Origin of the sequence: Frigoribacterium sp. 2-23 (assembly GCF_049601585.1) — a bacterium.
Taxonomy (GTDB): Bacteria; Actinomycetota; Actinomycetes; order Actinomycetales; family Microbacteriaceae; genus Frigoribacterium.
Genome location: NZ_CP187126.1, coordinates 1,975,960 through 2,001,038 on the forward strand (window position 1 = coordinate 1,975,960; position 25,079 = coordinate 2,001,038).

The 25,079-nt window shown below is 70.2% G+C and carries 21 protein-coding genes; 10 read left to right on the forward strand and 11 right to left on the reverse strand.

The genetic code is table 11. From position 1 onward, the window contains the following. Nucleotides 1–326: 326 nt before the first annotated feature. Nucleotides 327–1,100, reverse strand: a complete 774-nt coding sequence (locus tag ACPEEZ_RS09290) for an SDR family NAD(P)-dependent oxidoreductase (protein WP_423924223.1) — start codon at nucleotides 1,098–1,100, stop codon at nucleotides 327–329. A 197-nt stretch (nucleotides 1,101–1,297) separates the two neighbouring features. Between ACPEEZ_RS09290 and ACPEEZ_RS09295 the strand changes: the two genes are divergently transcribed. From ACPEEZ_RS09295 to ACPEEZ_RS09315, 5 genes are all read left to right on the forward strand, one after another. Beyond that, entirely contained in the window at nucleotides 1,298–2,629 is a 1,332-nt protein-coding gene (locus tag ACPEEZ_RS09295; RefSeq protein WP_423917867.1) for a bifunctional o-acetylhomoserine/o-acetylserine sulfhydrylase, read from the forward strand. 77 nt (nucleotides 2,630–2,706) lie between these two features. Further along, nucleotides 2,707–3,915, forward strand: coding sequence for a homoserine O-acetyltransferase MetX (gene metX / locus ACPEEZ_RS09300; protein ID WP_423917870.1), 1,209 nt, complete (start codon nucleotides 2,707–2,709; stop codon nucleotides 3,913–3,915). Nucleotides 3,916–4,025: 110 nt separating this feature from the next. Beyond that, entirely contained in the window at nucleotides 4,026–5,180 is a 1,155-nt protein-coding gene (locus tag ACPEEZ_RS09305; RefSeq protein WP_423917873.1) for a sensor histidine kinase, read from the forward strand. Next, nucleotides 5,177–6,436 carry a hypothetical protein gene (locus ACPEEZ_RS09310; RefSeq protein ID WP_423917876.1) on the forward strand — a complete coding sequence of 420 codons (1,260 nt, stop codon included), beginning with the start codon at nucleotides 5,177–5,179 and terminating at the stop codon, nucleotides 6,434–6,436. Before ACPEEZ_RS09305 ends, ACPEEZ_RS09310 begins: the two co-directional genes overlap by 4 nt. 82 nt (nucleotides 6,437–6,518) lie before the next feature. Continuing rightward, a complete protein-coding gene (locus tag ACPEEZ_RS09315) occupies nucleotides 6,519–7,196 on the forward strand; it encodes a response regulator (protein ID WP_423917879.1) in 678 nt (225 codons plus the stop codon). Nucleotides 7,197–7,327: 131 nt separating this feature from the next. On the opposite strand, the gene ACPEEZ_RS09320 is transcribed toward ACPEEZ_RS09315, so the two are convergent. The 3 genes from ACPEEZ_RS09320 to ACPEEZ_RS09330 all read right to left on the reverse strand — a co-directional run bounded on the left by ACPEEZ_RS09320 (nucleotide 7,328) and on the right by ACPEEZ_RS09330 (nucleotide 10,389). After that, entirely contained in the window at nucleotides 7,328–8,614 is a 1,287-nt protein-coding gene (locus tag ACPEEZ_RS09320) for an MFS transporter (RefSeq protein ID WP_423917882.1), read from the reverse strand. 180 nt (nucleotides 8,615–8,794) lie between these two features. Further along, nucleotides 8,795–9,112: a thiamine-binding protein gene (locus ACPEEZ_RS09325; RefSeq protein ID WP_423917884.1), complete on the reverse strand. Its 318-nt coding sequence runs from the start codon at nucleotides 9,110–9,112 to the stop codon at nucleotides 8,795–8,797. Next, nucleotides 9,109–10,389 (reverse strand): glycosyltransferase 87 family protein, encoded by a 1,281-nt coding sequence (locus ACPEEZ_RS09330; RefSeq protein ID WP_423917887.1) that lies wholly within the window; start codon nucleotides 10,387–10,389, stop codon nucleotides 9,109–9,111. Before ACPEEZ_RS09330 ends, ACPEEZ_RS09325 begins: the two co-directional genes overlap by 4 nt. 225 nt (nucleotides 10,390–10,614) lie before the next feature. On the opposite strand from ACPEEZ_RS09330, the gene ACPEEZ_RS09335 reads away from it, so the two are divergent. Next, nucleotides 10,615–11,310 carry a YceI family protein gene (locus tag ACPEEZ_RS09335; protein ID WP_423917889.1) on the forward strand — a complete coding sequence of 232 codons (696 nt, stop codon included), beginning with the start codon at nucleotides 10,615–10,617 and terminating at the stop codon, nucleotides 11,308–11,310. A 40-nt stretch (nucleotides 11,311–11,350) separates the two neighbouring features. Here the strand turns inward: ACPEEZ_RS09335 and ACPEEZ_RS09340 are convergent, their stop codons facing one another. Continuing rightward, complete coding sequence (locus ACPEEZ_RS09340; RefSeq protein ID WP_423917892.1) at nucleotides 11,351–12,205, reverse strand: ADP-dependent NAD(P)H-hydrate dehydratase; 855 nt, start codon at nucleotides 12,203–12,205, stop codon at nucleotides 11,351–11,353. 91 nt (nucleotides 12,206–12,296) lie between these two features. Between ACPEEZ_RS09340 and ACPEEZ_RS09345 the strand changes: the two genes are divergently transcribed. After that, a complete protein-coding gene (locus tag ACPEEZ_RS09345) occupies nucleotides 12,297–12,941 on the forward strand; it encodes an HAD family hydrolase (protein ID WP_423917895.1) in 645 nt (214 codons plus the stop codon). 23 nt (nucleotides 12,942–12,964) lie between these two features. Then, nucleotides 12,965–14,050 carry an NADH:flavin oxidoreductase/NADH oxidase gene (locus ACPEEZ_RS09350; protein ID WP_423924224.1) on the forward strand — a complete coding sequence of 362 codons (1,086 nt, stop codon included), beginning with the start codon at nucleotides 12,965–12,967 and terminating at the stop codon, nucleotides 14,048–14,050. 66 nt (nucleotides 14,051–14,116) lie between these two features. Here ACPEEZ_RS09350 and ACPEEZ_RS09355 read toward each other — a convergent pair whose 3' ends face one another. From ACPEEZ_RS09355 to ACPEEZ_RS09365, 3 genes are all read right to left on the reverse strand, one after another. Next, entirely contained in the window at nucleotides 14,117–15,154 is a 1,038-nt protein-coding gene (locus ACPEEZ_RS09355) for a hemolysin family protein (protein WP_423917898.1), read from the reverse strand. Beyond that, complete coding sequence (locus tag ACPEEZ_RS09360) at nucleotides 15,151–16,626, reverse strand: hemolysin family protein (RefSeq protein WP_423917901.1); 1,476 nt, start codon at nucleotides 16,624–16,626, stop codon at nucleotides 15,151–15,153. Before ACPEEZ_RS09360 ends, ACPEEZ_RS09355 begins: the two co-directional genes overlap by 4 nt. Nucleotides 16,627–16,732: 106 nt before the next feature. Beyond that, nucleotides 16,733–18,172 carry a GuaB1 family IMP dehydrogenase-related protein gene (locus ACPEEZ_RS09365; RefSeq protein WP_423917904.1) on the reverse strand — a complete coding sequence of 480 codons (1,440 nt, stop codon included), beginning with the start codon at nucleotides 18,170–18,172 and terminating at the stop codon, nucleotides 16,733–16,735. Between the two features lie 123 nt (nucleotides 18,173–18,295). On the opposite strand from ACPEEZ_RS09365, the gene ACPEEZ_RS09370 reads away from it, so the two are divergent. Further along, nucleotides 18,296–22,084 (forward strand): multifunctional oxoglutarate decarboxylase/oxoglutarate dehydrogenase thiamine pyrophosphate-binding subunit/dihydrolipoyllysine-residue succinyltransferase subunit, encoded by a 3,789-nt coding sequence (locus tag ACPEEZ_RS09370; RefSeq protein ID WP_423917906.1) that lies wholly within the window; start codon nucleotides 18,296–18,298, stop codon nucleotides 22,082–22,084. 101 nt (nucleotides 22,085–22,185) lie between these two features. Here the strand turns inward: ACPEEZ_RS09370 and ACPEEZ_RS09375 are convergent, their stop codons facing one another. Genes ACPEEZ_RS09375 through ACPEEZ_RS09385 form a run of 3 tightly spaced genes read right to left on the reverse strand, consistent with a single transcriptional unit; the run spans nucleotide 22,186 to nucleotide 23,565 of the window. Then, a complete protein-coding gene (locus tag ACPEEZ_RS09375; protein WP_423917909.1) occupies nucleotides 22,186–22,626 on the reverse strand; it encodes a GNAT family N-acetyltransferase in 441 nt (146 codons plus the stop codon). Nucleotides 22,627–22,663: 37 nt separating this feature from the next. Continuing rightward, nucleotides 22,664–22,906 carry a zf-HC2 domain-containing protein gene (locus tag ACPEEZ_RS09380; protein ID WP_423917911.1) on the reverse strand — a complete coding sequence of 81 codons (243 nt, stop codon included), beginning with the start codon at nucleotides 22,904–22,906 and terminating at the stop codon, nucleotides 22,664–22,666. After that, a complete protein-coding gene (locus tag ACPEEZ_RS09385) occupies nucleotides 22,903–23,565 on the reverse strand; it encodes a sigma-70 family RNA polymerase sigma factor (protein WP_423917914.1) in 663 nt (220 codons plus the stop codon). The genes ACPEEZ_RS09380 and ACPEEZ_RS09385 overlap by 4 nt, the downstream gene beginning before the upstream one ends. Before the next feature lie 96 nt (nucleotides 23,566–23,661). Between ACPEEZ_RS09385 and aroA the strand changes: the two genes are divergently transcribed. Further along, nucleotides 23,662–25,077 (forward strand): 3-phosphoshikimate 1-carboxyvinyltransferase, encoded by a 1,416-nt coding sequence (gene aroA, locus ACPEEZ_RS09390; protein WP_423917917.1) that lies wholly within the window; start codon nucleotides 23,662–23,664, stop codon nucleotides 25,075–25,077. The last annotated feature ends 2 nt before the right edge of the window (nucleotides 25,078–25,079 follow it).

Genomic DNA, 25,079 nt, shown 5'->3' on the forward strand with positions numbered 1-25,079 from the left:
TCACAGCGCCTGATCCAGGCGCGAACCGACCCTCGGCGTGTCCCCCTGACGGCGGCCGTCACGTCGATTCGGGCGACAGCCGTGTCCTCCATTGTGCGGACAAATCCGCGAAATTCACCCCTCGAACGGGGCACATATCGCCCGCTTCGCGAGAGCTCGCGTCGACCGCTCAGGCCGTCACATCGGGCGAATTGCCCCCCGGACTGGTGTCATAAGAGAGTCCTGTGACACATCAACAATCACCCGCGGGCTCACCCGTTGTCCTCCTTCCGGAGGACAACGGGTGCGTCCATGGGTCTCCGTCGTCCGTCGTCGGTCGTCCGTGGTCAGAGTGCGACGCGCAGGGGTCCTCGAGCCACCTTGTGCGGGGCGGCCTGCGCGACCGGCTTCACCGTGATGAGATCGAGGTTGACGTGTGCGGGCAGCTCGACGGAGTGCACGATCGTCTCGGCGACGTCCCCGGCCGTGAGCGGGTTCTCGACACCCTCGTAAACCGCATCGGCCTTGGCCTGGTCGCCGGCGAAGCGGACCAGCGAGAACTCGTCCGTCTTCACCATGCCGGGGGCGACCTCGATCACGCGCAGCGGTTCGCCGGCGAGCTCCAGCCGGAGTACGGCGACCAGGGCGTGCTCGGCGAACTTCGCCGCGTTGTACCCGCCGCCCTTCTCGTACGCGACGTGACCGGCGATCGACGTGACGGTGACGATGTCCGCGCCCCGTGCCTCCTCGGCTCCTCGGCGGAGAGCGGGCAGCAGCGCCGACACGGCGCGCTTGGTCCCGAGGACGTTGACGTCGAACATGCGCTGCCAGTCGTCGATGCTCGACGACTCGACCGTGTCGAGGCCGAACGCGCCGCCCGCGTTGTTGACGAGGGCGTGCAGGTCGCCGCTCTCGTCGATGTGCCGCTTCAGCGCCTCGACGTCGGTGTCGCGGGTCAGATCGGCGACGAACCACGAGGCACCGGTCTCGTCGGCGAGCGCCCGGAGGCGGTCCTCGCGACGGGCGACCGCCACCACGTCCCAGCCCCGGTCGCGGAACGAGCGCACGGTCGCCGCACCGATCCCCGAGCTCGCCCCGGTCACCACAACACGCTTCGCCATCTCGTCCTCCTCGTCACCGTCGACCGCGACGGGAGTCGGGGTCCGCTGCCACGGTAGCGCCGCGTTACGCAGCATGTCGGTCTCGTTGCCCTGCCCGGCCCGGGTGCGTAACGTCGCCACCGTCGACATCCGGGCGCTCTCACCACCCGACCCGACCGACCCGCCAACCCCGCATCACCGACCGCAGGAGACACGCCATGAGCGACGAGACCGCCAGCTGGAAGTTCGAGACGCAGCAGATCCACGCCGGTGCCCGCCCCGACCCGACGACGCACGCCCGCGCCACGCCGATCTACAAGACGACGTCGTACGTGTTCCGTGACTCGCAGCACGCCCAGGACCTCTTCTCGCTGGCCGAGAACGGCAACATCTACTCGCGCATCATGAACCCCACCCACGACGTCGTGGAGCAGCGCATCGCCGCGCTCGAGGGGGGAACGGGCGCCCTGCTCGTCGCGTCCGGCCAGGCCGCGTCGACGTTCGCCGTGCTGAACATTGCGCAGGCCGGCGACCACGTCGTGTCGTCGTCGTCCATCTACGGCGGCACCTACAACCTGCTCAAGTACACGCTCGCGAAGCTCGGCATCGAGACGACCTTCGTCGAGAACCAGGACGACGCCGACGAGTGGCGCCGCGCGGTGCGCCCGAACACGAAGCTGTTCTTCGCCGAGACGGTCGGCAACCCGAAGATCAACATCCTCGACATCACCCTCGTCGCGGACATCGCCCACGAGTCCGGTGTGCCGCTCATCGTCGACAACACGATCGCGACGCCGTATCTGATCCGCCCGCTCGAGCACGGCGCCGACATCGTCGTGCACTCGGCCACCAAGTTCCTCGGCGGGCACGGCACCGTGATCGGCGGCTTCATCGTCGACGGCGGGCGGTTCGCGTGGTCGGAGAACGTCGCGACGTTCCCCGGGCTGACCGAGCCCGACCCGTCGTACCACGGTGCGAGCTACACGACGGCGGTGGGCGACGCCCTCGCCTACATCATCAAGGCGCGGGTGCAGTTGCTCCGCGACCTCGGGTCGTCGAACAGCGCCGACAGTGCGTTCTCCCTGATCCAGGGCATCGAGACCCTGAGCCTCCGCATCGAACGTCACGTGCAGAACGCCCAGGAGATCGCCGAGTGGCTCGACGCCCGCGACGACGTGGCGGCCGTCTACTACGCCGGCCTCCCGACCAGCCCCTGGTACGCGGCGGCCAACAAGTACGCACCCCGCGGTGTCGGTGCCGTGCTGTCGTTCGAGTTGAAGGGCGGCGTCGACGCCGGTCGCGCACTCGTCGACAACCTGCGCCTGTTCAGCCACCTGGCCAACATCGGCGACGTCCGCAGCCTCGTCATCCACCCCGCGTCGACGACCCACTCGCAGCTCACGCCCGAGCAGCAGCTGACCACCGGTGTCACGCCGGGGCTCGTCCGCCTGTCGGTGGGGCTCGAGAACGTTGATGACCTGAAGACCGATCTCGACGCCGGATTCGCGGCCGCGGCCTCGGTCACGCACGAGGCGCTGCGCTCGTCCTGATCGATTCGGCCCTCGAGGAGGCGGTGGCTCGGTAACAAAGCGACCGCCGCCTCCTGGGTCGGGCACCATGGAGCACGATGGACTGGCAGAGCACACCCGAGGACACGGTCCCGTCGAGCGTCGTCTCGGAGCAGAACCGCCTCGCGATGCTGGGCCGGCCGCCCGTGACCGGCGCGTGGCGCGACGGGGACGCCCCGGGCAACCGGCGGTTCGAGACCATCGACGACCTCGTGCTCGAGAGCGGCGTCACGCTGAGCCGGCCCCGGATCGCCTACGAGACCTGGGGCGAACTCGACGCCGATCGCGGCAACGCCGTCCTCGTGCTGCACGCCCTCACCGGCGACAGCCACCTCGCCGGCCCGGCCGGCCCCGGTCACGTCACCGCCGGCTGGTGGACGGGCATCGTCGGACCGGGGCTCGCCCTCGACACGGACCGCTGGTTCGTCGTCGCGCCGAACATGCTCGGCGGCTGCCAGGGCAGCACCGGCCCGTCGTCGTTCGGGCCCGACGCCGTCGAATGGGGCTCGAGGTTCCCGCACCTGACCATCCGAGACCAGGTTGAGGCACAGGCCCTGTTCGCCGATCGGCTCGGCATCGAGCGCTGGGCGGCCGTCGTCGGCGGCTCGATGGGCGGGATGCACGCGATCGAGTGGGGCGTGTCGCACCCGCATCGTCTCGAACGGCTCGCGGTGTTGGCCGCGCCCGCCGTCTCGAGCGCCGACCAGATCGCGCTGAACACCGTGCAGGGTGAGGCCATCCGCATGGACCCGGCCTTCGCCGACGGCGACTTCTACGACGCCGACGACGGTGACGGCCCCTATCGCGGTCTCGCTCTGGCCCGCCGCATGGCCCTGCTCAACTACCGCTCGCCCGACGAGCTGAACGCCCGCTTCGGCCGCAGCTGGCAGAGCGAGATCTCTCCGCTCGGCGGGCCGGGGAGGTTCCAGGTCGAGAGCTATCTCGACTTCCACGGCAACAAGTTCACCCGTCGCTTCGACGCGGGCAGCTACGTCACGCTGCTCGGTGCCATGAACTCCCACGACGTCGGCCGGGGCCGGGACGGCGTCGAGGCGGCGCTCAACCGCGTCACGGCGCGGACACTCGTGCTCGGCATCGACACCGACCGGCTCTTCCCCGTCGCCGATCAGGAGCAGATCGCCCGACACGTGCCGCACGCGCTCGACGGCCGGCACGCGACGGTCATCAGCAGCCACTACGGGCACGACGGCTTCCTGATCGAGAACGAGGCCGTCGGCGGACACCTCCGCCGCCTCCTCGCATCCTGACCGAGTTTCGCGCCTGACTGCCGGGCTGACCCCCAGAGGGGTGTCGGGTGTGAAAGCATGGCATGGGTTGTCTTTTCAGCTACCTCTATCCCGACACTCGGTGGAACGACATGGATCTCTTCGCCCAGGAGCGCGATCGCCTGCTCCGCGGCACAGCCGGCACGCTCGGCCTGTGCTGCGCAGCCGTGTCCTTCCTGGCCCTGATGGTGCCCGGCGTGATCGAGCCGCTGCGCCTCCTCGCCCTGCTCCCCTTCGCCGTCGTATTGGTCGTGTCCCTCGTCTTCGTCTCGCGCAGCCGCTCGCGGGTCTGGGTTCCGCTCGGTCTCGTCTCGGGTCTGGCTGCGACGGCCGTCGCGCTCGCCCCGTTCGATGAGCCGACCGGGCCGCTGACGACCGCGGTCATCCCCCTCGTCGGCGGGGCGACGGCCGGGTTCGCCGTGATCCTCACCTCGAGCAGGCGCCGCCTGGCATTGGCGGGCGCAGCCTTCGTGGTCGCCATCGCCATGACCGCGGTCGCGAGCGGCTCCCTGCTGACCTTCCCCGTCGCGGCGGTCATCCTCGGCTGGGTGCTCGCGACTCTGGCGGGCGCGTGGCTCGGCCGCAGCGTCCCCCTCGCGGCGCGGCGCATCTACAGCATCGGCAACGCCCACCGGGCCGAGCGCCACGCGAGTGAGACGGAGGCGCAGCGCCGTCAGGGCGCGCGCCTCCTGCACGACACGGTCCTCGCCACGCTGACCCTGCTCGCGCACAGCGGTTTCGGCGTGACGCCGCAGGCCCTGCAGACCCAGGCCGCAGAGGACGCACGGCTGTTGCGGCACCTCCGGCTCGGTGGCACCCCCCAGCCCCAGGCCTCCGGCGAGTACTCGCTCGAGACCGTCGAGGAGTCGCCCCTCGGCCAGACCCTCGAGTCGGTCAAGCAGCGGTTCGGCCGCATGGGTCTCGAGGTCAGCTGGCACGGCACCGGTCAGGTCCTGCTGCCGACGGACGTGCTCGACGCGTTCCTGCTCGCCCTGGCCGAGTGCCTCGAGAACGTCCGGCGGCACGCGGGCGTGACCGAGGCGCACGTCACGATCATCCACGACGACACGATGGTGCGTGCGATGGTCACGGACGCCGGCGTGGGGTTCGACCTCGACGGCGTCTCGGAGGAGCGGCTCGGCTTCAAGGAGTCCGTGGTCGGCCGACTGCGCGAGGTCGGCGGCACCGCCCGCCTCTTCTCCTCCCCCGGTGCCGGCACCACCGTCGTCCTGGAGGCACCCCGATGAGCATCGACGAGAACACCCTCGGCGTCAGTCGGGGCCGCCGCGCCGCGCGCGGGCTCCCGGTCGGCTCGACCGGTGCCCGTTCCCTGCGCCAGGCTCGCGCGGCCGGCGCCACCCTCGGCACCGGCTACCTCGGCTTCGGCGCGGCCGTGGTCGCCGCCGTCCAGGCGGTCTACGGGCTCGTGTTCTTCCTGAGCCACCTCTCTCTCTATCCGAGCGTGGCTCCGGCCCTGCTCGCCTGGCTGATCTACATCGCCGCGTTCATCGGCACCACGGCGCTCGTCATCATCCGGGGCGAGCGGCTCACGGGCCGGGTGTTCGCGGTCATCTGCGTCGTCCTCTCCCTCGTGGTGGCCCTCGACCTGATCGCGATCTGGCCGCTGCACGACATCGGGTCGTTCGCCACGGCCTCCGTCGCCGTCGGCTTCGGACTCCTGCCGATCGTGACCCTCCGACCGGCTCGCGAGCTGATCGCGGCCACCGCCGTCCTGTTCGTCGTGCTCGTTATCGCCGTCCTCGCCACCACGCCCATCACGGCCGAGACCGGCCCGCAGCAGATCAGCGTCGTGGCGCTCGCCATCCTGCCGCCCGCCATCACGATCGTCGTCGTGCAGCGGTTCCGGCGGATGGTGACGGTCGAGCTCGACCGCGTGCTCGTGCAGAGCAACGTGTCCCAGCCGCGGTTCGCCGTCGGCATGCTCGCGAGCGACGAGCTGGCCCGACTCGACCTCGCGGCCGAGAAGCTGCTGGACGGCGTCGCCAACGGCGACGTGCCCCTGCCACTCGAGCCGAAGGTCGCGTCGCAGGCGGCCTCGCTCGCGACCGAGCTGAGACTGCACCTCATCGAGGGTCGTCGTGAGACGTGGCTGTACCACGCCGTCACCGAGTCCGAATACCTCGGCCGTGCGGTGAAGCTGGTCGATCCGTCCTCCCTCGCGGGCCTCCTCGCTCCCCCGCAGCGCGACGGCCTGCTGCAGGCCGTCTGGCTGCTGCTCGGCGACACGAAGACCCGGACCCCGGGCACGACGATCACGCTCACGCTCGGCCCGATCACGGCAGCCCCGATGACGACCATCTCGGCCGCGGGTCGCTCCGTCGAGGTGCCGATCGTCATCGCGACGACGGGTATCCGTCGCAACCGCGTGACGCCCGCCACCTGGAACGCCCTCGAACGGGCGGGTCAGTACACCGCGGCCACGCACGACTCCAGTGTCCGCGTGACGGTGCGCTGCATCGTGGATAACCCCGCCGAGTCCTGATTTCACCCCGTGCCGTGCCACCCCCGCGGGGGTCACGGCGTTTAGCATGACATGCACGCCCTCCCGAAAGAAGGTCCTCCCTGTGTCGACTCCTGACGACCGCATCCGACTCGCATTGGTCGACGACCACAAGATGTTGCTCGGCGCCCTCAGCGAGTGGATCCGCGGCGCCGCCAGCGACATCTCGATGGTCGCCGCCGTGGCATCGTGGCCCGAGCTGCTGACGCACCCCGAGTTCCCCGTCGACGTCGTGCTGCTCGACCTCGACCTGAAGGACAACATCCCGATCTCGCTCAAGATCAACACGCTGAAGACCACGGGTGTCAAGACCGTCCTGATGAGCACGTACTCCGAGCCGAACGTCGTCCGCGAGGCGCTGGCCGCCGGAGCCCTCGGCTACCTGGTCAAGAGCGAGGACGCCGAGATGATCGTCGAGGCGATCCGGTCGGCCTCCAACGGCGAGTCGTACATCTCGGCCGAGCTCGACCTGGCCCTCAACGCGGCCGAGGTCGGCGGGGTGCCGAAGCTCAGCGCGCAAGAGCGACGGGTGATGGCCCTCTACGGCGGTGGGGAGCCCGTCAAGGCCGTGGCCTACCAGCTCGGCATCAGCGAGGAGACGGCGAAGAGCTACCTCAAGCGCATCCGCGAGAAGTACCGCGTGGCCGGTTACGACGTCGGCACGAAGGTCGCGCTGCGGAAGCGCGCCATCCAGGACGGCATCCTGCTGCAGACCGACCTGCCGCAGCAGTCGAGCTTCTAGCTCGGCACCCCCGCTCGCAACGCCCAGAACCCCGTTGCGGAAGAAGAACCCCGTACGAACGGGGTTCTTCTTCCGCAACGGGGTTCTTCGCGAGACGAGGAGGTGCGGGCCTCACGCCGGCACCGCGCCTCCTACTGCTTGACGACGAACAGCGACCCGGTGTCGGTGTCCTCCCGGACGTCCGCGGCCTCGGCGGCGGCGCACGCGGCAGCGGCGCGCTGGTCGCCGTGGCGCTGCAGCCCGAAGCTGACCACGGTCAGCACGACGCCGGCGGCCGCGAGCACGACACCGGCCCACCCCGGCGCGGCGAACCCGAAGCCGGCCGCGATGACCGCACCGCCGAGGTAGGCGCCGAAGCTGTTTCCGAGATTCATCGACGAGTGGTTGAGGGCGGCGCCGATGACCTGGCTCTCGCCGGCGACCTCCATCAGGCGCGACTGCACGCTCGGGCCGATCATCGAGCCGAGCATTCCGACGAGGAAGGTCGACACGAAGATGCCGACGAGGTGGTCGACCGTGAGCGCGTACAGCACGAGCGCGACGATGAGACCGAAGAAGCCGGCGTAGATAGCGAGCTTCAAGTTCTTGTCGGCGGCCCAGCCACCGACGAGGTTGCCGATCGTCATGCCGACACCGACGCCGACGAGCACCCACGGCACGACGCCCTCGTTCACGCCGAGACCGTCGGTGACCGCGTTGGCGATGTAGCTGTAGACGGCGAAGAAGCCGCCGAACCCGATCGCTCCGATGCCCATGACGAGCCAGACCTGCGGCTTCTTGAAGGCACTGAGCTCGCGACGCATCGACGCCGACGAATCGCCCTCGAGGCGGGGCACCGCGAGCGAGACGGCGACGAAGGTCAGCGCGAAGATCGCGGCGACGGCGAGGTAGGCGACGCGCCAGCCGGCCTGCTGACCGAGCCAGGTGATGCTGGGCACGCCGATGATGTTCGCGATCGTCAGACCGCTGAGCACGAGCGCGACACCCTTGCCGCGGTTGCCCGGGCCCATGATCGTCGCGGCGACGATCGAGGCGATGCCGAAGTAGGCGCCGTGCGGCAGGCCCGCGAAGAACCGGGCGGCGAGCACCCAGCCGAACGACGGCAGCACGGCCGAGGCGACGGTGCCGACGACGAAGAACGCGAGCAGGCCGAGCAGCAGCTTCTTCTTCGGCAGGTGCGACGACATGGCGGCGATGGTCGGCGCACCGACGACGACGCCCAGGGCGTAGGCGCTCACGAGCCAGCCGGCCTGCGCGATGCCCTCCTCGGACGACGACGCGTACAGGGTCGGCAGCAGATCGCGGGCGATGTTCGGCAGCAGGCCCATCGCGACGAACTCGGTGGAGCCGATGCCGAAGCCGCCGAGGGCCAGGGCGATGAGGGCGAACGTGCGGCGACGCGTCGTCAGGGTGATCACGGGCAGGCCTTTGCAGATCGAGGCGGAGGGAGACGGCCGGACTCCACGTCGAGGCGGCGACTAGGTCGGTTCGGGCGAACCGTGCGGCGCCGAATCGATTCGACCGACGCCTGACGAATCCTACGCCGTCCCGGCGACACCGTGGGGGCTCGCCGAGACCCGAGACGAGATCCCGTCGACTCAGCCGCGCGCGTCGAGCGCCGCTTCGAGGCGCTCGACCTTGCCGTCGAGCTCGCCCGTGTGCCCGGGCCGGATGTCGGCCTTGAGCACGAGCGAGACGCGGGTACCGTAGCGCCCGACCGCCTCGGTGGCACGCTTGACGACGTCCATGACCTCGTCCCACTCGCCCTCGATCTCGGTGAACATCGAGGAGGTGCGGTTCGGCAGTCCGGACTCGCGCACGACGGCGACGGCCGCGGCCACGGCGTCGTGCACCGAGTCGCTCTCGCTGCCGGCGGCGGGGCCACCACTGGGTGCGACGGAGAATGCGACGATCATGCGCCCAGTCTGGCATCGGCGGCGTCGTCGTGGTCGGCCGAGCGCACGTCGCGTGTCCACCACGACCGCGGCGCCCCCGGCTGTGCCGTCCCGACCCGCCAGAGCATGACGACCGACACGACGAGCAGGGCGACCTCGAGGCCGTTCCGCACCGTGATCACGGCCACCATGAGCGGCTGACCGCCGAGCACGCCTTCGTAGTAGAGCGGGTAGACGAGCTGCGTCAGCAGACCGATCGCGAGCGCTATGACCGCCGGCACCCTGAACGACGGGCCACCACGGGACGCCAGCACGATCCCGACCACGACCGGCACGGCCAACCACGACACGAACTGGGGCGAGCCGACCTTGTTCGTCGCGATGAGCCCGATGACCAAGGCGAGCGACAGGGCACCGAGGAGGCGCGGTGCCGGTACACCCGCCCGCACGGCCCAGACGCCCAGCAGGAGCACCCCGAGCATCACGATCGCCATGACGACGGTCGTCGCGCGCGCCGCGAACGCGACACCCGGCCCGGCCACCTGATACGTGAGGATGATCTGGTCGTAGTACACGGCGGCACCCGGCACGTGTGCCGCCACCTGCCACAGCCAGGGCGTCGCCGCCGGCGACTCGACCTGCAACCCGCGGCCTGCCTGCTGGCTCACGAAGCCGAAGACGTTCCAGCCGCTGCCGAGCGCGAGTGCGACGGCGACGACCACGACGCTCGTGGCGACGGCGCCCACGAGCACCGACCCGCGCCTCCGGACGGCGACGACCGCCGCGAGCACGAGGGCCGCCGGCCACACCTTCACCCAGGCGGCGACGGCGAGCAAGACCCCGGCGAGGTGGGGGCGCTTGGCCAGCACGAGCATGCCGACGAGCGCGAGCGGCACGGTGATGGCGTCGATGCGGGCCATCGCGATCGGCCCGAGCACGAACAGGAAGGCGATCCACCACCACGCCGCCGCGACACCGCGTCGAGCGGCCCACGAGCCCGACGTCAGAACGACGAAGGCACCGGCGTTGAGAACGGCAACGAGGACCATCCACACCACGCCGTCCCCGCCGAAGCCCCCCAGATGCGAGATCAGCATCGGCACGAGCGCCAGCATCGGGTAGACCCAGGGCACGTCGATGCCGACCCAGAAGCCCTCCTTGACGCCCTGGTCCATCCAGATCGCGTAGACGCGGTCGATGTCGCCCATCATCCGGCTGCCACCGGCGAGACTCAGCCAGGCGAGCCAGACGTTGACCGCGACGAAGGCGGCCCAGAGGGCGATCCGCGAAGTGGCCACGGCCCGCACTGTCGACATGGGGACAGGTTATCCGCCCCCTTCCCTCGACTTCCCTCAGCCTCCCCCCAACGATGTGTCGCGTCGGGTCGATGTTCGGGCGCAACATCGACCCGACGCGACACATCGATCGGAGACGAGAGAGACGCTCAGCGCCGGGCGCGGATTCCCAGGAGGCGCAGGCCGACTCCCAGCCACGGGGTGCGATGACACGTCATCATGATTCGCATGAAGAAGAAGAAGACCGCACTCTCGCTCGGTGTCGCAGCCGTCGTCGTCGTCGGCCTCGGGGCAACCGCCGCCATCGCCGGCCCCATTTTCTACCGGGACGTGATCGTCGGCCAGCCGGAGGCGGCACCGACCGTCTCCCTCACCCCCGGCACCTCCACCCTCGACGCCAGCAAGCTCAGCGGCGACTGGACCGTCGGCAGCGGCAGCAAGGCCGGCTACCGGGTCGACGAGGTGCTGAACGGCACCGACGTCACCGTCGTCGGCACGACCGACAAGGTCACCGGCTCCGTCACCGTCGACGGCAAGAACATCACCGCGGCGACCGTCGACGTCGAGGTCGGCGACATCAAGACCGACAGCTCGAACCGCGACCAGTACTTCCGCAACAACGCCCTCGAGGTCGAGCAGTTCCCCACCGCGACGTTCACGCTGACCCAGCCCATCGAGGCGGCCGTGCCGTCCGACGGCGCCGTCTCGACGATGAAGGCCACCGGCACGCTCACCATGCACGGCGTGACGAAGGACGTCACGGTCGACCTGCAGGCGGCACTCTCGGGCGACGGCGCGCAGGTGAGCGGCTCGATCCCCGTCACGTTCGCCGACTACGGCGTCGAGGCCCCGAGTCTCGGTTTCGTCGAGGTGCAGAAGCAGGGCACGATCGAGTTCCTCGTCGCGGCGACGCCCTCCAGCTAGCGGCGGCGGGCCCGCTCGTCGCGACGGCCGTCGGTCGCGCTCAGGCGCGGTCGGCGAGCAGCCCCGCGATCGTCGCGGGCAGCGCGTCGATCAGCCCGAGCACGGTGAGCGGGCCACCGGCGCTCGCCCGGCGGGCCGCGAGCCCGTGGACGACGGCCGCCGAGGCCGCGAGGCGGGCCAGCGTGTCGAGCCGACCCGTGCCTCCTTCGCGCTCGGCGTCCTCGCCCAGCTCGTCGGCGTGGGTGGCGACGAGCGCCCCGAGCACTCCCCCGAGCGCGTCGCCCGTGCCGGCGGTCGCGAGCCACGGCGTGCCGCTCGAGGCCACGAGCAGCAGCCCACCGGGAGCCGCGACATACGTGTCGTGCCCCTTCACCAGCACGACGCAACCCCACTGCTCGGCGGTCTCGCGCGCCGCCCGTGCCGGGTCGGCGGCGATGTCGGAGGCGTCCCGCCCCGTCGCCTTCGCGAGCTCGCGATAGTGCGGCGTCACGACGACGGCCCCTTGCACGCGCTCGCGCAGCGGCAGTGCGCCCGCGTCGAGCACGACGGGCAGCCCCGAGGAGGCGGCCGTCGCGAACCGCGCCTCCGTCACGTCGTCGAGGTGGTCCGGGTCGATGCCCGAGCCGAGCAGCCACGCCTGGACCCGTCCCTCGCTCGTGACGGCCTCGGGGCGGCGGTGCAGCACGTACGATGCCGCCCGGTCGGGGCCGAGATAGCGCAGCATGCCGACGCCGGTGTGCAGCGCGGCCTCGACGCCGAGCACGGCCGCGCCCGGGTACTGGTCGGAGCCGGTCGCCATACCGAGCACACCGCGGCTGTACTTGTCGTCGTCGGACCGGGGCACGGCGATCCAGGACGAGGCGTCGGCGGGGGTCCAGGCGAATGCGTCGGTCATCCGACCCACGTTAGGCCGTCCCACCCGAGCTGTCCCGACGGCGGTCGGCGCGATCGACGGGCATGTCACACGCCTCCGCTACGGTGTGGCCATGAGCATCAGCATCCCCGGTCGTGTGGTCGTCTTCGATTACGGCGAGGTGATCTCGCTATCGCCGTCGAAGGCGGCGCGCACCACGCTCGAGATGCTCGTCGGCGTCGGTCTCGACGGTCGGGCGCCCACGGCCGAGCAGTTCTGGGCGAGCTACGGCGAGCACCGCGAGGCCCTCGACCACGGTCGCCTCAGCGTCACCGAGTACTGGACGACGATCGCCCGCGACATCGGCGTCACGCTGACCGCCTCGCGCATCCACGAGCTCTGGTACGTCGACTTCTCGTCGTGGCTGACGCCCGAGACCGGCACCGTCGACCTGATCGAGCGCCTGCACGAGGGCGGCACCCGGTTGGCGATCCTGTCGAACGCCGGCTTCGACTTCGGCTCGCCCTTCCGTTCGTCGCCCCTCGGCGCGTTCTTCGAGCGCGTCTTCGTCAGCGCCGAGCTCGACGACCTCAAGCCGGCGGCGTCCATCTACGAGCACGTGTTGACCGAACTCGGAACATCCGCGGCCGACACGGTGTTCATCGACAACAAGAAGGTCAACGTCGACGCGGCGGAGGCCCTCGGCATCACGGGCCACGTCTTCACGACGCCCGCGGAGCTCGAGAGCTTCCTGCAGTCGCTCGCCACCGCCTCCTGATCCCACCCCGAAAGGCCATCGTCATCTCCCCGTCTCTCTTCACGCCCCTCACCCTCCGCTCCACCGAGTTCCGCAACCGACTCTGGGTGGCACCGATGTGCCAGTACTCGGTCGAGCAGCGCGACGGTGTGCCCACCCCGTGGCACCTCGTCCACCTCGGCTCGCTCGCCCGCGGAGGCGCGGGTGCGGTCATCGCCGAGGCCACGGCCGTCACCCCCGAGGGCCGCATCTCGCCGGAGGACCTCGGCATCTGGACCGACGCCCAGCGCGACGCGTTCGTGCCGATCACCGAGTTCATCCGCTCGCAGGGCAGCGTGCCCGGCGTCCAGCTCGCCCACGCGGGTCGCAAGGGCTCGACCTACCGCCCGTGGAACGACACGCAAGGCAGCGTGCCCGAGTCGGACGGCGGCTGGCAGACCGTCGCCCCGTCGGCCGTCGCGTTCGAGGGCTTCGCGACGCCGCGCGAGCTCACCGTCGACGAGATCGCCGACACGGTCGAGGCGTTCCGTGCCGCCGCCCGCCGTTCGGTCGACGCCGGCTTCGGCCTGATCGAGCTGCACGCGGCGCACGGCTACCTGCTGCACCAGTTCCTGTCGCCGCTCAGCAACCTCCGCACCGACGAGTTCGGCGGCTCGCTCGAGAACCGTGCCCGCCTGCTGCTCGACGTCGTGCGCGCCGTCCGGGCCGAGGTCGGCGACGACCTGCCGCTGCTCGTCCGCTTCTCGGCGACCGACTGGGCCGACGGCGGCTGGAACCAGGACGACACCGCCACCGTCACCGCCTGGGCCCGCGACGCCGGAGCCGACCTGTTCGACATCTCGACCGGCGGCCTCGTGGCCGGCGTGAGCATCCCGGTCGGGCTCGGCTACCAGGTCTCGTTCGCCGACCACGTGCGCCGCGAGGCCGAGGTCGAGACCGGGGCCGTCGGTCTCATCGTGTCGGCGACCCAGGCCGACGAGGTCATCACGTCGGGCCGTGCCGACGTCGTGCTGATGGCGCGCGAGTTCCTGCGCGACCCGCACTTCCCGCTGCGCGCGGCCGCCGAGCTGGGCGTCGAGCTCGACTACTGGCCGAAGCAGTACCTGCGCGCGCCGTTCCGCACGGCGTAGGCACACGGAGGAGGCGCGGTGCGGGTCGAACCCGCACCGCGCCTCCTCGTGTCTGCCGCGAGCCGCTCAGCGGCGCCGGGTGGCGTCCTGCACCTCGCCGATCAGCTCCTCGAGGATGTCCTCCAAGAACAGCACCCCCCGCGTCTGCCCGCGCTCGTCGAACGAGCGGGCGACGTGCACACCGCTGCGGCGCATGGTCGCGAGCGCGTCCTCGAGGTCGGTGCCGAGGTAGATCGAGATCAGCTGGCGGATGCGCTTCGGCGGCACCGGCTCGAAGAACTCGTCCTCATCGAGGTCGATGACGTCCTTCAGGTGCAGGTAGCCGGTCGGCTCCGCCTCGTCGTCGACGAGCACGTAGCGCGAGAAGCCGCGCTGGGCGACCGCCCGCTCGACGTCGCTCGGAGTCGCGTCCTCGGGCAGCGTGACCAGGTCGCTCATCGGCACGGCGACGTCGTCGACGGTCTTCTCGGTGAACTCGAACGCGGCCTGGACGGTGCCGCTCGCATCCGTGATCGTGCCCTCGCGGCGGGACTGCGCCACGATCGTCGCGACCTCGTCGACCGTGTACGCGCTCGTCGCCTCGTCCTTCGGCTCGACACGGAAGAGCCGCAGCACGGCGTTCGCCGTCGAGTTGAGCGCGACGACGGCGACGTGCAGCACGCGCGCGATCATGACGAGCGGCGGCGCCAACAGCAGCGCCGCGCGATCGGGCAGCGAGAACGAGATGTTCTTCGGCACCATCTCGCCGAACACGACGTGCAGGAACGACACGAGCACCAGCGTGATGACGAAGCCGGCGATGCCGACGGCCTCCTCGCTCAGCCCGGTGAGGCCGAGCGGCCCCTCGAGCAGGTGGTGGATCGACGGCTCGGACACGTTCAAGATCAGAAGCGAGCAGATCGTGATGCCGAGCTGGGTCGTCGCCAGCATCATGGTCGCGTGCTCCATGGCCCAGAGCGCCGACTTGGCCGCGCGGTTGCCCGCCTCGGCCTTCGGCTCGATCTGCGAGCGTCGCGCCGAGATGACGGCGAACTCCGCCGCGACGAAGAACGCGTTGCCGGCCAGCAGCACGACGAGCCAGACGATGCCCCACCAGTCGCTCATCGGGTGCCTCCCGTCGTGACGGAGCCGGCGCGGTCGGTCGACCGGTCACCCGCCGTCGACGGTGCGCGGCGGTCGCTCCGAGGACCGGAGGCGCGGGTCGCGTCGGAGGCGCGGGTCGCGTCGGAGGCGCGGGTCGCGTCGGTCCCGCCGGTCACCCCGTCCGTGTCGGTCGCGTCGTCGTCCGCGGTCGGCGTGAACCGGAGGCGGTCGATGCGTCGGCCGTCGAGCCGTTCGACACGGAACTCGCCGTCGTCGTTCGTCACGATGTCGCCGACGCGCGGCAGACGCCCGAGCTCGCTCATGACCCAGCCGCCCACGGTCTCGTACGGGCCCTCTTCGGGCACCTTGACGGCGGCCCGCTCGAGCAGCTCGTCCGGGCGCAGCATGCCGGGGAAGGTCAGCCAGTTGCGCGACCGCACCACGTCGACACGGCTGCGGTCGTGCTCGTCGGACACCTCGCCGACGAGCTCCTCGATCAGGTCTTCGAGCGTGACGACGCCGGCCGTCCCGCCGTACTCGTCGACGACGACGGCCATCTGGTACCCACGGCCGCGCACCTCCGTGAGCAGGTTGTCGAGCTTCATCGTCTCGGGCACGCGGGTGGCGTCCGTGAGCAGCGCCGAGACGGGCACGTCGGCCCGTTTCTCGCGCGGCACCGAGACGGCCTGCTTGACGTGGACGAGTCCGACCACGTCGTCGATGCCGTCGTCGGTCACGGGGAACCTCGAGTAGCCCGTCCGACGCGCGAGCTCGAGCACCGTCGTGGCGGTGTCGGTGCGCGAGACGGTCGAGAGACGCGGGCGGGGCGTCATGACATCGGACGCGGTGTGGTCGCTGAACGCGAGCGTGCGCGCGAGCAGCGTCGCGGTGTCGCTGTCGAGGCTGCCCTCCATCGCCGAGCGGCGCACGAGCGACGAGAGCTCCTCGGCCGTGCGGGCGCCCGAGAGCTCTTCTTTCGGCTCGATGCCGATGCCGCGCAGGATGGCGTTCGCCGTGTTGTTCAGCAGCGCGACGGCCGGTTTGAAGACGGCCGTGAAGCCGACCTGGAACGGCACGACCAGCTTGGCGGTCTTGAGCGGCAGCGCCAGGGCGAAGTTCTTGGGCACGAGCTCGCCGACGATCATCGAGAGCAAGGTCGCGACGACGATGGCGACGATCGGCCCGCCGACCGTCACGACGCCCTCGGGCACCCCGACGAACGTCAACGGCGGTGCGATGAGCCGCGAGATCGCGGGCTCCATCGTGTAGCCGGTGAGGAGCGTCGTCAGCGTGATGCCGAGCTGTGCGCTGGACAGGTGGGTCGAGGTGACCTTGAGAGCCCCGATGGTCGAGGCCAGGCCCTTCTCGCCGCGCTTCTGCCGCGCTTCGAGATCAGATCGATCGAGATTGACCAGCGAGAACTCGCTGGCCACGAACAGTCCCGTGCCGATCGTGAGCACGAGGCCGATGCCGAGCAATAACCACTCGTTCACAGAGAACGGTCACCTCGCCCGGCGTGCGGATGGTGAGAGGGCAGAGACGTCGAAGAGGGAGGGTCGTCCATAGTCGGAAAAGACTATCGGCACTCGGGCGTGTCGGCTACCAGCTGACGGGCAACGCCTTGCCCTCTTCGTATCCGGCGGCCGACTGCACGCCGACCAGTGCCCTCTGTGCGAATTCGGGCAGCGACGTCGCGCCCGCATAGGTGAACGAGCTCCGGACCCCGGACGTGATCATGTCGAGCAGGTCCTCGACCGACGGGCGGAGCGGGTCGAGGTAGATCTTCGACGACGAGATGCCCTCGGCGAACAGCGTCTTGCGCGCGAGCTCGTAGGGGTCGAGCCGCTCGAAGCGCCCCTGCACCGCCTTCGTCGACGCCATGCCCCAGCTCTCCTTGTAGAGACGACCGGACGCGTCCTCGGCGAGCTCGCCCGGAGCCTCGATCGTGCCCGCGAACCACGAGCCGATCATCACCGAGGCGGCGCCCGCGGCGAGCGCGAGGGCGACGTCGCGCGGGTAGCGCACTCCCCCGTCGGCCCAGACGTGCGCACCGAGCGTCTTGGCGGCCGCGGCCGTCTCGAGCACGGCGGAGAACTGCGGTCGACCGACGGCCGTCATCATGCGCGTCGTGCACATCGCGCCCGGGCCGACACCGACCTTGACGATGGTCGCGCCGGCACCGACGAGGTGGTGCACGGCCTGCTCGGTCACGACGTTGCCGGCGACGATCGGCAGCCCGAGGGACAAGGAGGCGACGGTGCGGATCGCGCGGATCATCCCGTCCTGATCGCCGTGGGCGGTGTCGATGACGAGGACGTCGACGCCCGCGGCGGCGAGCGCGCGGGCCTTCTCGCCGACGTCGCCGTTGATGCCGATGGCCGCGGCCACCCGGAGCCGCCCGTTGCCGTCGACGGCGGGGGTGTAGAGGGTCGAGCGCAGGGCGCTCTTCCGGCTGACGGTGCCGATGACGGTGCCGTGCCGCAGCACGGGTGCGAAGTCGATGTCGGCGGCGACCATGCGGTCGAACGCCGCGCGCGGGCCGTCGATGTCGTCCGCGTCGAGCGAGGTCAGGGCGCCGTGCAGGAGGTCGCCGAGCACGGCGTCCTTGGGAGCGGTCAGGAGGCGCGAGGCGGCGATGCAGCCCAGGTAGCGGCCGTCGTCGTCGTGCAGCACGATCCCGTGCCCCTCGACGGCGGGGATGCTGCGCAGCGCCTCGGCGACGGTCTCGTGCGGGGCCAGCGTGTAGGGCGTGTCGTAGTCGACCGGCTGGTCCTTGACCCAGCGGATGGCCGCGTCGAGCTGCTGCAGCGGCATGTCCTGCGGCAGCACACCGAGGCCGCCGCGTCGGGCGAGCGTCGCGGCGAGGCGCGGCCCGGTGACGGAGTTCATGTTGGCCGAGACGATCGGGATGGTCGCCCCCGTGCCGTCGCCGGGAGCCAGCGACACGTCGAGACGACTCGTGACCGCCGATCTGCTCGGAACGAGGAAGACATCGGAGTAGGTCAGGTCGTGCGTGGGTGTCGTCTCGTAGAACCGCATGTGGACAACGGTAAACCCCTGTGAGTCTCGACCCCATACTCACGACGATGCGATTAAGCTGGGGCACCGTGGGCTGCGAGGCCCACCACTGATCAACAATCAACGGAGAGTGGGCGATCGGCTGTGTCTAGCCACGTGACCGGAACGACCGACGAGGGCGCTGCCGCCGAGTTCGGGGCGAACGAATGGCTTGTCGACGAGCTGTACGAGCAGTACCTGGTCGACAAGAACTCGGTCGACGAGTCCTGGTGGCCCATCCTCGAGCAGTACACGCCTGCCGAGTCCGGGCAGAAGGCGTCGTCCGAAGGCGGGCAGGCGCAGATCCCGACCGAGGTGACTGCCTCCGACGACGCGGCACCGGCCGAGGCCGCAGCCCAGCCCGCGCCTCCGGCGCCCTCCGGTTCCGCCCCCGCGCCGAGCGGTCAGCCGCGCGCGGCCCGCACCACGTCGGTCGAGCCGTCGCCGCAGCCCATCCCGGCCGACGCGCCGAGCACGGCCCCGGTCAAGAAGCCCGTCAGCGAGCAGCCGACCCCCGAACCCGAGAACACCGTCGCCCCGCTGCGCGGCATGGCGAAGTCGCTCGCCACGAACATGGACGCGAGCCTCAGCGTGCCGACCGCGACGAGTGTCCGCACCGTCCCGGCCAAGCTGATGATCGACAACCGCATCGTCATCAACAACCACCTCAAGCGCGCCCGCGGCGGCAAGGTGTCGTTCACGCACCTCATCGGCTGGGCGCTCGTCCAGGCGCTGAAGACCTTCCCCAGCCAGAACGTCTTCTACGACGAGGTCGACGGCAAGCCGAGCGTCGTCACGCCGGCCCACATCAACCTCGGTCTCGCGATCGACATCCCGAAACCCGACGGCACGCGAGCGCTGCTCGTGCCCGGCATCAAGAAGGCCGACGAGATGACGTTCGCCGAGTTCCTCTCGGCCTACGAGGACGTCGTCAAGCGCGCCCGCAACAACAAGCTCACGGCCGCCGACTTCTCGGGCAACACGATCTCGCTCACGAACCCCGGTGGCATCGGCACGGTGCACAGCGTGCCCCGCCTGATGAAGGGCGCGGGCTCGATCATCGGTGCCGGTGCCCTCGACTACCCGGCCGAGTTCCAGGGCTCCGCGTCGAAGACGCTGATCGAGCTCGGCATCGGCAAGACGATCACGCTGACCAGCACCTACGACCACCGCGTCATCCAGGGCGCCGGCTCGGGCGAGTTCCTGAAGATCGTGCACGAGCTGCTGATCGGCAAGGACGGCTTCTACGACGGCATCTTCGCCGCGCTGCGCATCCCGTACGAGCCCATCCGCTGGAACGCCGACATCAACGTCAACCTCGCCGAGCGCGTCAACAAGACCGCCCGGGTGCAGGAGCTGATCAACAGCTACCGCGTCCGCGGGCACCTGATGGCCGACATCGACCCGCTGGAATACCGCCAGCGCAGTCACCCCGACCTCGCGATCGAGAGCCACGGGCTCACGTTCTGGGACCTCGACCGGGAGTTCGTCACCGGCGGTCTCGGCGGGCGCACCAACGCCCTGCTGCGCGACATCCTCGGCATCCTCCGCGACTCGTACTGCCGCACCATCGGCATCGAGTACATGCACATCCAAGACCCGAAGCAGCGCGAGTGGGTGCAGCGTCACGTCGAGGTGCCCTACGTCAAGCCGTCGCAGGACGAGCAGATGCGCATCCTCGCGAAGCTGAACGAGGCCGAGGCGTTCGAGACCTTCCTGCAGACGAAGTACGTCGGCCAGAAGCGCTTCAGCCTCGAGGGCGGCGAGTCGGCGATCTCGCTGCTCGACACGATCCTCCAGCAGGCCGCGCACGAGAAGCTCGACGAGGTGGCCATCGGCATGGCGCACCGCGGTCGCCTGAACGTGCTGACGAACATCGCCGGCAAGACGTACGGGCAGATCTTCCGCGAGTTCGAGGGCACGCAGGACCCGCGCACCGTCCAGGGCTCCGGCGACGTCAAGTACCACCTCGGCACCGAGGGCGAGTTCACGAGCGCGATGGGCGAGACCGTCCCGGTCTACATCGCGGCGAACCCGTCGCACCTCGAGGCCGGCGACGGCGTTCTCGAGGGCATCGTGCGCGCCAAGCAGGACCGCAAGGCGGCGGGCACGTTCGGCGTGCTGCCGATCCTCATCCACGGCGACGCGGCCATGGCCGGTCAGGGTGTCGTGGTCGAGACGCTGCAGATGTCGCAGCTGCGCGGCTACAAGGTCGGCGGCACCGTGCACATCGTGATCAACAACCAGGTCGGCTTCACGACGCCTCCGTCGCAGTCGCGCTCCTCGGTCTACTCGACCGACGTCGCGAAGACGATCCAGGCGCCCATCTTCCACGTCAACGGCGACGACCCCGAGGCCGTGGCCCGGGTCGCCGAGCTGGCGTTCGCGTACCGCCAGGAGTTCAAGCGCGACGTCGTCATCGACCTGATCTGCTACCGCCGCCGCGGTCACAACGAGGGCGACGACCCCTCGATGACGCAGCCGCTGATGTACAACCTGATCGAGGCCAAGCGCAGTGTCCGCACGCTGTACACCGAGGCCCTCGTCGGTCGCGGCGACATCACGCAAGAGGAGTACGACGGCGCGCACCGCGACTTCCAGGACCGCCTCGAACGCGCGTTCGCCGAGACGCACGCCGCGCAGACCGGCTCGATCCCGGTGATCACCGGCGACGAGCACGACATCGCCGACCTCGAGCGTCCGGTCAGCCAGCGCGACGACCGCGCGGGCGAGCCCGAGACGACCGGTATCTCGGTCGACCTCGTGCACGCCATCGGCGACGCCCACGGCAACCCGCCCGCCGGCTTCACGGTGCACCCGAAGCTCTCGCAGCTGCTCAAGAAGCGCATCGAGATGAGCCGGAGCGGTGGCATCGACTGGGCCTTCGGCGAGTTGCTCGCCATCGGCTCCGTGCTGACCGAGGGCACGCCCGTGCGTCTCGCCGGTCAGGACACGCGTCGAGGCACGTTCGTGCAGCGCCACTCGGTCCTGCACGACCGCGAGAACGGCCAGGAGTGGCTGCCGCTGCAGAACGTCAGCGACAGCCAGGCGAAGCTCTGGATCTACGACTCGCTGCTGAGCGAGTTCGCCGCCATGGGCTTCGAGTACGGCTACTCGGTCGAGCGGGCCGACGCGCTCGTCATGTGGGAGGCGCAGTTCGGCGACTTCAGCAACGGCGCGCAGACCATCATCGACGAGTTCATCTCGAGCGCCGAGCAGAAGTGGGGTCAGCGCTCGAGCGTCGTCCTGCTGCTGCCGCACGGCTACGAAGGCCAGGGGCCCGACCACTCGTCGGCCCGCATGGAGCGGTTCCTCCAGCTGTGCGCGGAGGACAACATGACCATCGCGCGTCCGTCGACGCCGGCCTCGTACTTCCACCTGCTGCGCCGTCAGGCCTACGCGCGCCCGCGCCGCCCGCTCATCGTGTTCACCCCGAAGGCGATGTTGCGCCTCAGGGGTGCGACCAGCAGCGTGGACGACTTCACGTCGGGTCGCTTCGAGCCGGTGCTCGACTGCACCCGGGTCACCGAGCCCACCGAGACGAAGCGGATCGTGCTGCACTCCGGCAAGATTCACTACGACCTCCAGGCCGAGCTCGAGAAGCGTGGCGTGCAGAACGACATCGCGCTGATCCGTCTCGAGCAGCTCTACCCGCTGCCGCTCGAGCGCATCCGCGAGGTGCTGTCGCGCTACCCGAACGCCGAGCTCGTCTGGGCTCAGGAGGAGCCCGAGAACCAGGGCGCCTGGCCGTTCGTCGTCCTCGAGCTCGCCAAGCACCTCGACCGCCCGATCACGGTCGCGTCTCGTCCGGCGTCCGCCTCCCCCGCGGCCGGCTCGACGAAGGCCAGTGCATCGCAGCAGAACGAGCTGATCAACCGGGCGCTCTCGCTCTAGCGCCGCTCGGCACGAAGGCCGCGTCCCGACTCGGGACGCGGCCTTCGTGTGTCCGAGCTGCGCCGTGCCTCCTCGGCGAACGACGCGAGATGCGACGGGGACTACGCGAGCTTCGAGTACCGGACCCCGGCCTCGTGGTACCCGCGCTTCTGGTAGAAGCGGTGCGCCGAGTCGGTCGCGGCGGCGGAGACGGCGCTGAGCGTGCGGGCCCCGTGGCCGGTCGCCCAGGTCTCGAAGTGCGTGAGCAGGTGCGAGCCGAGCCCGTCACGACGACCGTCGGGGCGGACGACGAGCAGCAGGAGCTGCGCGGTCGGCGCATCGTCGTTGTAGGCGTACATCACGTGAGCCCCGGCGACGGCCCGGATGCGCCCGTCGGCGTCGCGGACGACCCACGTCTCGTGACCGGCCTCCGCGGTCAGACGGGCGAGCCGCGCCTCCAGCGTCGACGAGTCGAGCGCATAGCCGAGGAGGCGGATCAGGTCCACGAGATCGTCGAGGTCGTCAGGGGTCGGGCTGCCCAGGGGCTCCACCGTGGCGGTCATGGCAGCACGCTAGCGCACGGTGGGGCCGTGTGACGCCCTAGTGCGAGGCCTGCAGCGCGCGCAGTCGAGCGAGCACCGTCGAGCGCAGCTCTTCGGGTGCCGTCTCGCGGCACGCACGCTGGACGGCCTCGGTCAGCACGATGCCGACCTTGTGCTCGCCCGAGCAGTCCGCGCACGACTGCATGTGCTCGCGGATGTCCGCCGCATCCTCACGGCAGAGCTCGTTGTGCAGATACTCCTCGAGTTCGGCCTTGGCCTTGTCGCATCCGCAGTCGGTCATTTCTTGCTGCCCTTCGTCGTGCCGGCGGGAACCACGATGCCGCGATCGCGGGCGTAGTCGGCGAGGAGTTCACGGAGGAGCCGGCGGCCACGATGCAGCCGGCTCATGACGGTTCCGACCGGGGTCTTCATGATGTCGGCGATCTCCTGGTACGAGAACCCTTCGACATCGGCGAAGTAGACGGCCATCCTGAAGTCTTCGGGCACCTTCTGCAGCGCGTCCTTGACGGCGCTGTCGGGAAGGTGGTCGATCGCCTCGGCCTCGGCCGAGCGGGTCGAGCCCGTCGAGTGCGTCGCGGACTGCGCGCCGCCCAGCTGCCAGTCTTCGAGCTCGTCGATCGAGTTCTGGTACGGGTCGCGCTGCTTCTTGCGATACGTGTTGATGAACGTGTTCGTCAAGATGCGGTAGAGCCACGCCTTGAGGTTGGTGCCCTGCTGGAACTGCCCGAACGCGGCGAACGCCTTGACGAACGTCTCTTGCACGAGGTCGGACGCGTCGGCGGGGTTGCGCGTCATGCGCATGCCGGCGGCGTAGAGCTGGTCCATGAACGGCAGGGCCTGCTCTTCGAACAGGGCGCGCTTGGTCTCCGCCTCGGCGGCCTGCGCCGCGGCGTCGACGATGGTGTCGGTTTCGGGGCTTTCGCCCTCAGAGGAGGTCATCAGGGCCGATTCTAGTTCGGCGATGGTGATCCGCTCGGGTGCAAGTGCAGTGGGCACAGGACCTCCAGGTTCTCGCTGCAATACAGTGGTGAACCTATGCAGGTGTTCAGGTATTCCGGGCCCGAGTTCAGCCCCTACGAAGACGGTCACACGCCCGAGACCGACGACGGGCGCTGGGTCGCTCCCCGCGCGTCGGGGCCGCTGCGCGCCTCCTTGTCGCTGCCCGGCTCGAAGTCGCTGACGAACCGCGAGCTGGTGCTCTCGGCGCTCGCCTCCGGCCCGTCGACGCTGCGCCTCCCGCTGCACTCGCGCGACAGCGCGCTCATGATCGATGCCCTGAAGGCGCTCGGCACCTCGATCACCGAGGTGCCCAACGACGAGCCGTACGGACCCGATCTGCTGATCACCCCGGGCGAGCTCACCGGAGGCACGACGATCGACTGCGGGCTGGCCGGCACGGTCATGCGGTTCATTCCCCCTCTCGCGGCCCTCGCCCTGGGCCCCATCACGTTCGACGGCGACGAGAGCGCCCGACGTCGCCCGATGAAGACGACCATCGAGTCGCTGCGCGCTCTCGGCGTCGACGTGACCGACGACGGTCGCGGCAGCCTCCCGTTCAGCCTCTACGGCACGGGCGAGGTCGAGGGCGGTGACGTGTCGATCGACGCATCCGCCTCGAGCCAGTTCGTCTCCGGTCTGCTGCTGTCCGCCCCACGGTTCGCGCGCGGCCTCACGCTGACGCACACCGGCGAGACGCTGCCGAGCCTGCCGCACATCGAGATGACGATCGATGTGCTCGCCCAGCGCGGCGTCCAGGTCACCTCGCCGTCGCGGGGCGTCTGGGTCGTGCCGCCCACTCCGATCGAGGGCCGTGAGATCACGATCGAGCCCGATCTGTCGAATGCCGCGCCCTTCCTGGTGGCGGCGCTCGTCGCCGGAGGCACGGTGTCGATCACGCATTGGCCCGCCGACACGACGCAGGTCGGTGCCGATCTCATCGAGCTGCTGCCGCTCTGGGGTGCCACGGTCACGCTCGACGGCGACACGCTCACCGTCGACGGGGGCGACGGGCTCATCGGCGGGGGTGCCCTGCCCGGTGTCGATGTCGACCTGTCTCGCGGTGGCGAGCTCGCCCCCGCCCTCGTCGCTCTCGCGGCGCTCGCCTCCGGCCCCAGCACGATCACGGGCATCGGGCACCTGCGCGGGCACGAGACCGATCGGCTCAAGGCACTCGCCGCGGAGATCAACGCGCTCGGCGGCCGCGTGACCGAGCTCGAGGACGGCCTGCGCCTCGAGCCGTCACCCCTGCACGCCGGTCAGTGGCGCTCGTACGAAGACCACCGCATGGCGACGGCCGGGGCGATCATCGGTCTCGCGGTCGAGGGTGTCGAGGTCGACGACGTGCGCGTGACGTCGAAGACGCTGCCGCAGTTCGTGTCGCTCTGGGACGACCTGCTCGGTCGGGGCGTGCACGAGAGCCCGGCCGACATCGACCTGCTCGGCTTCCTGTAGGC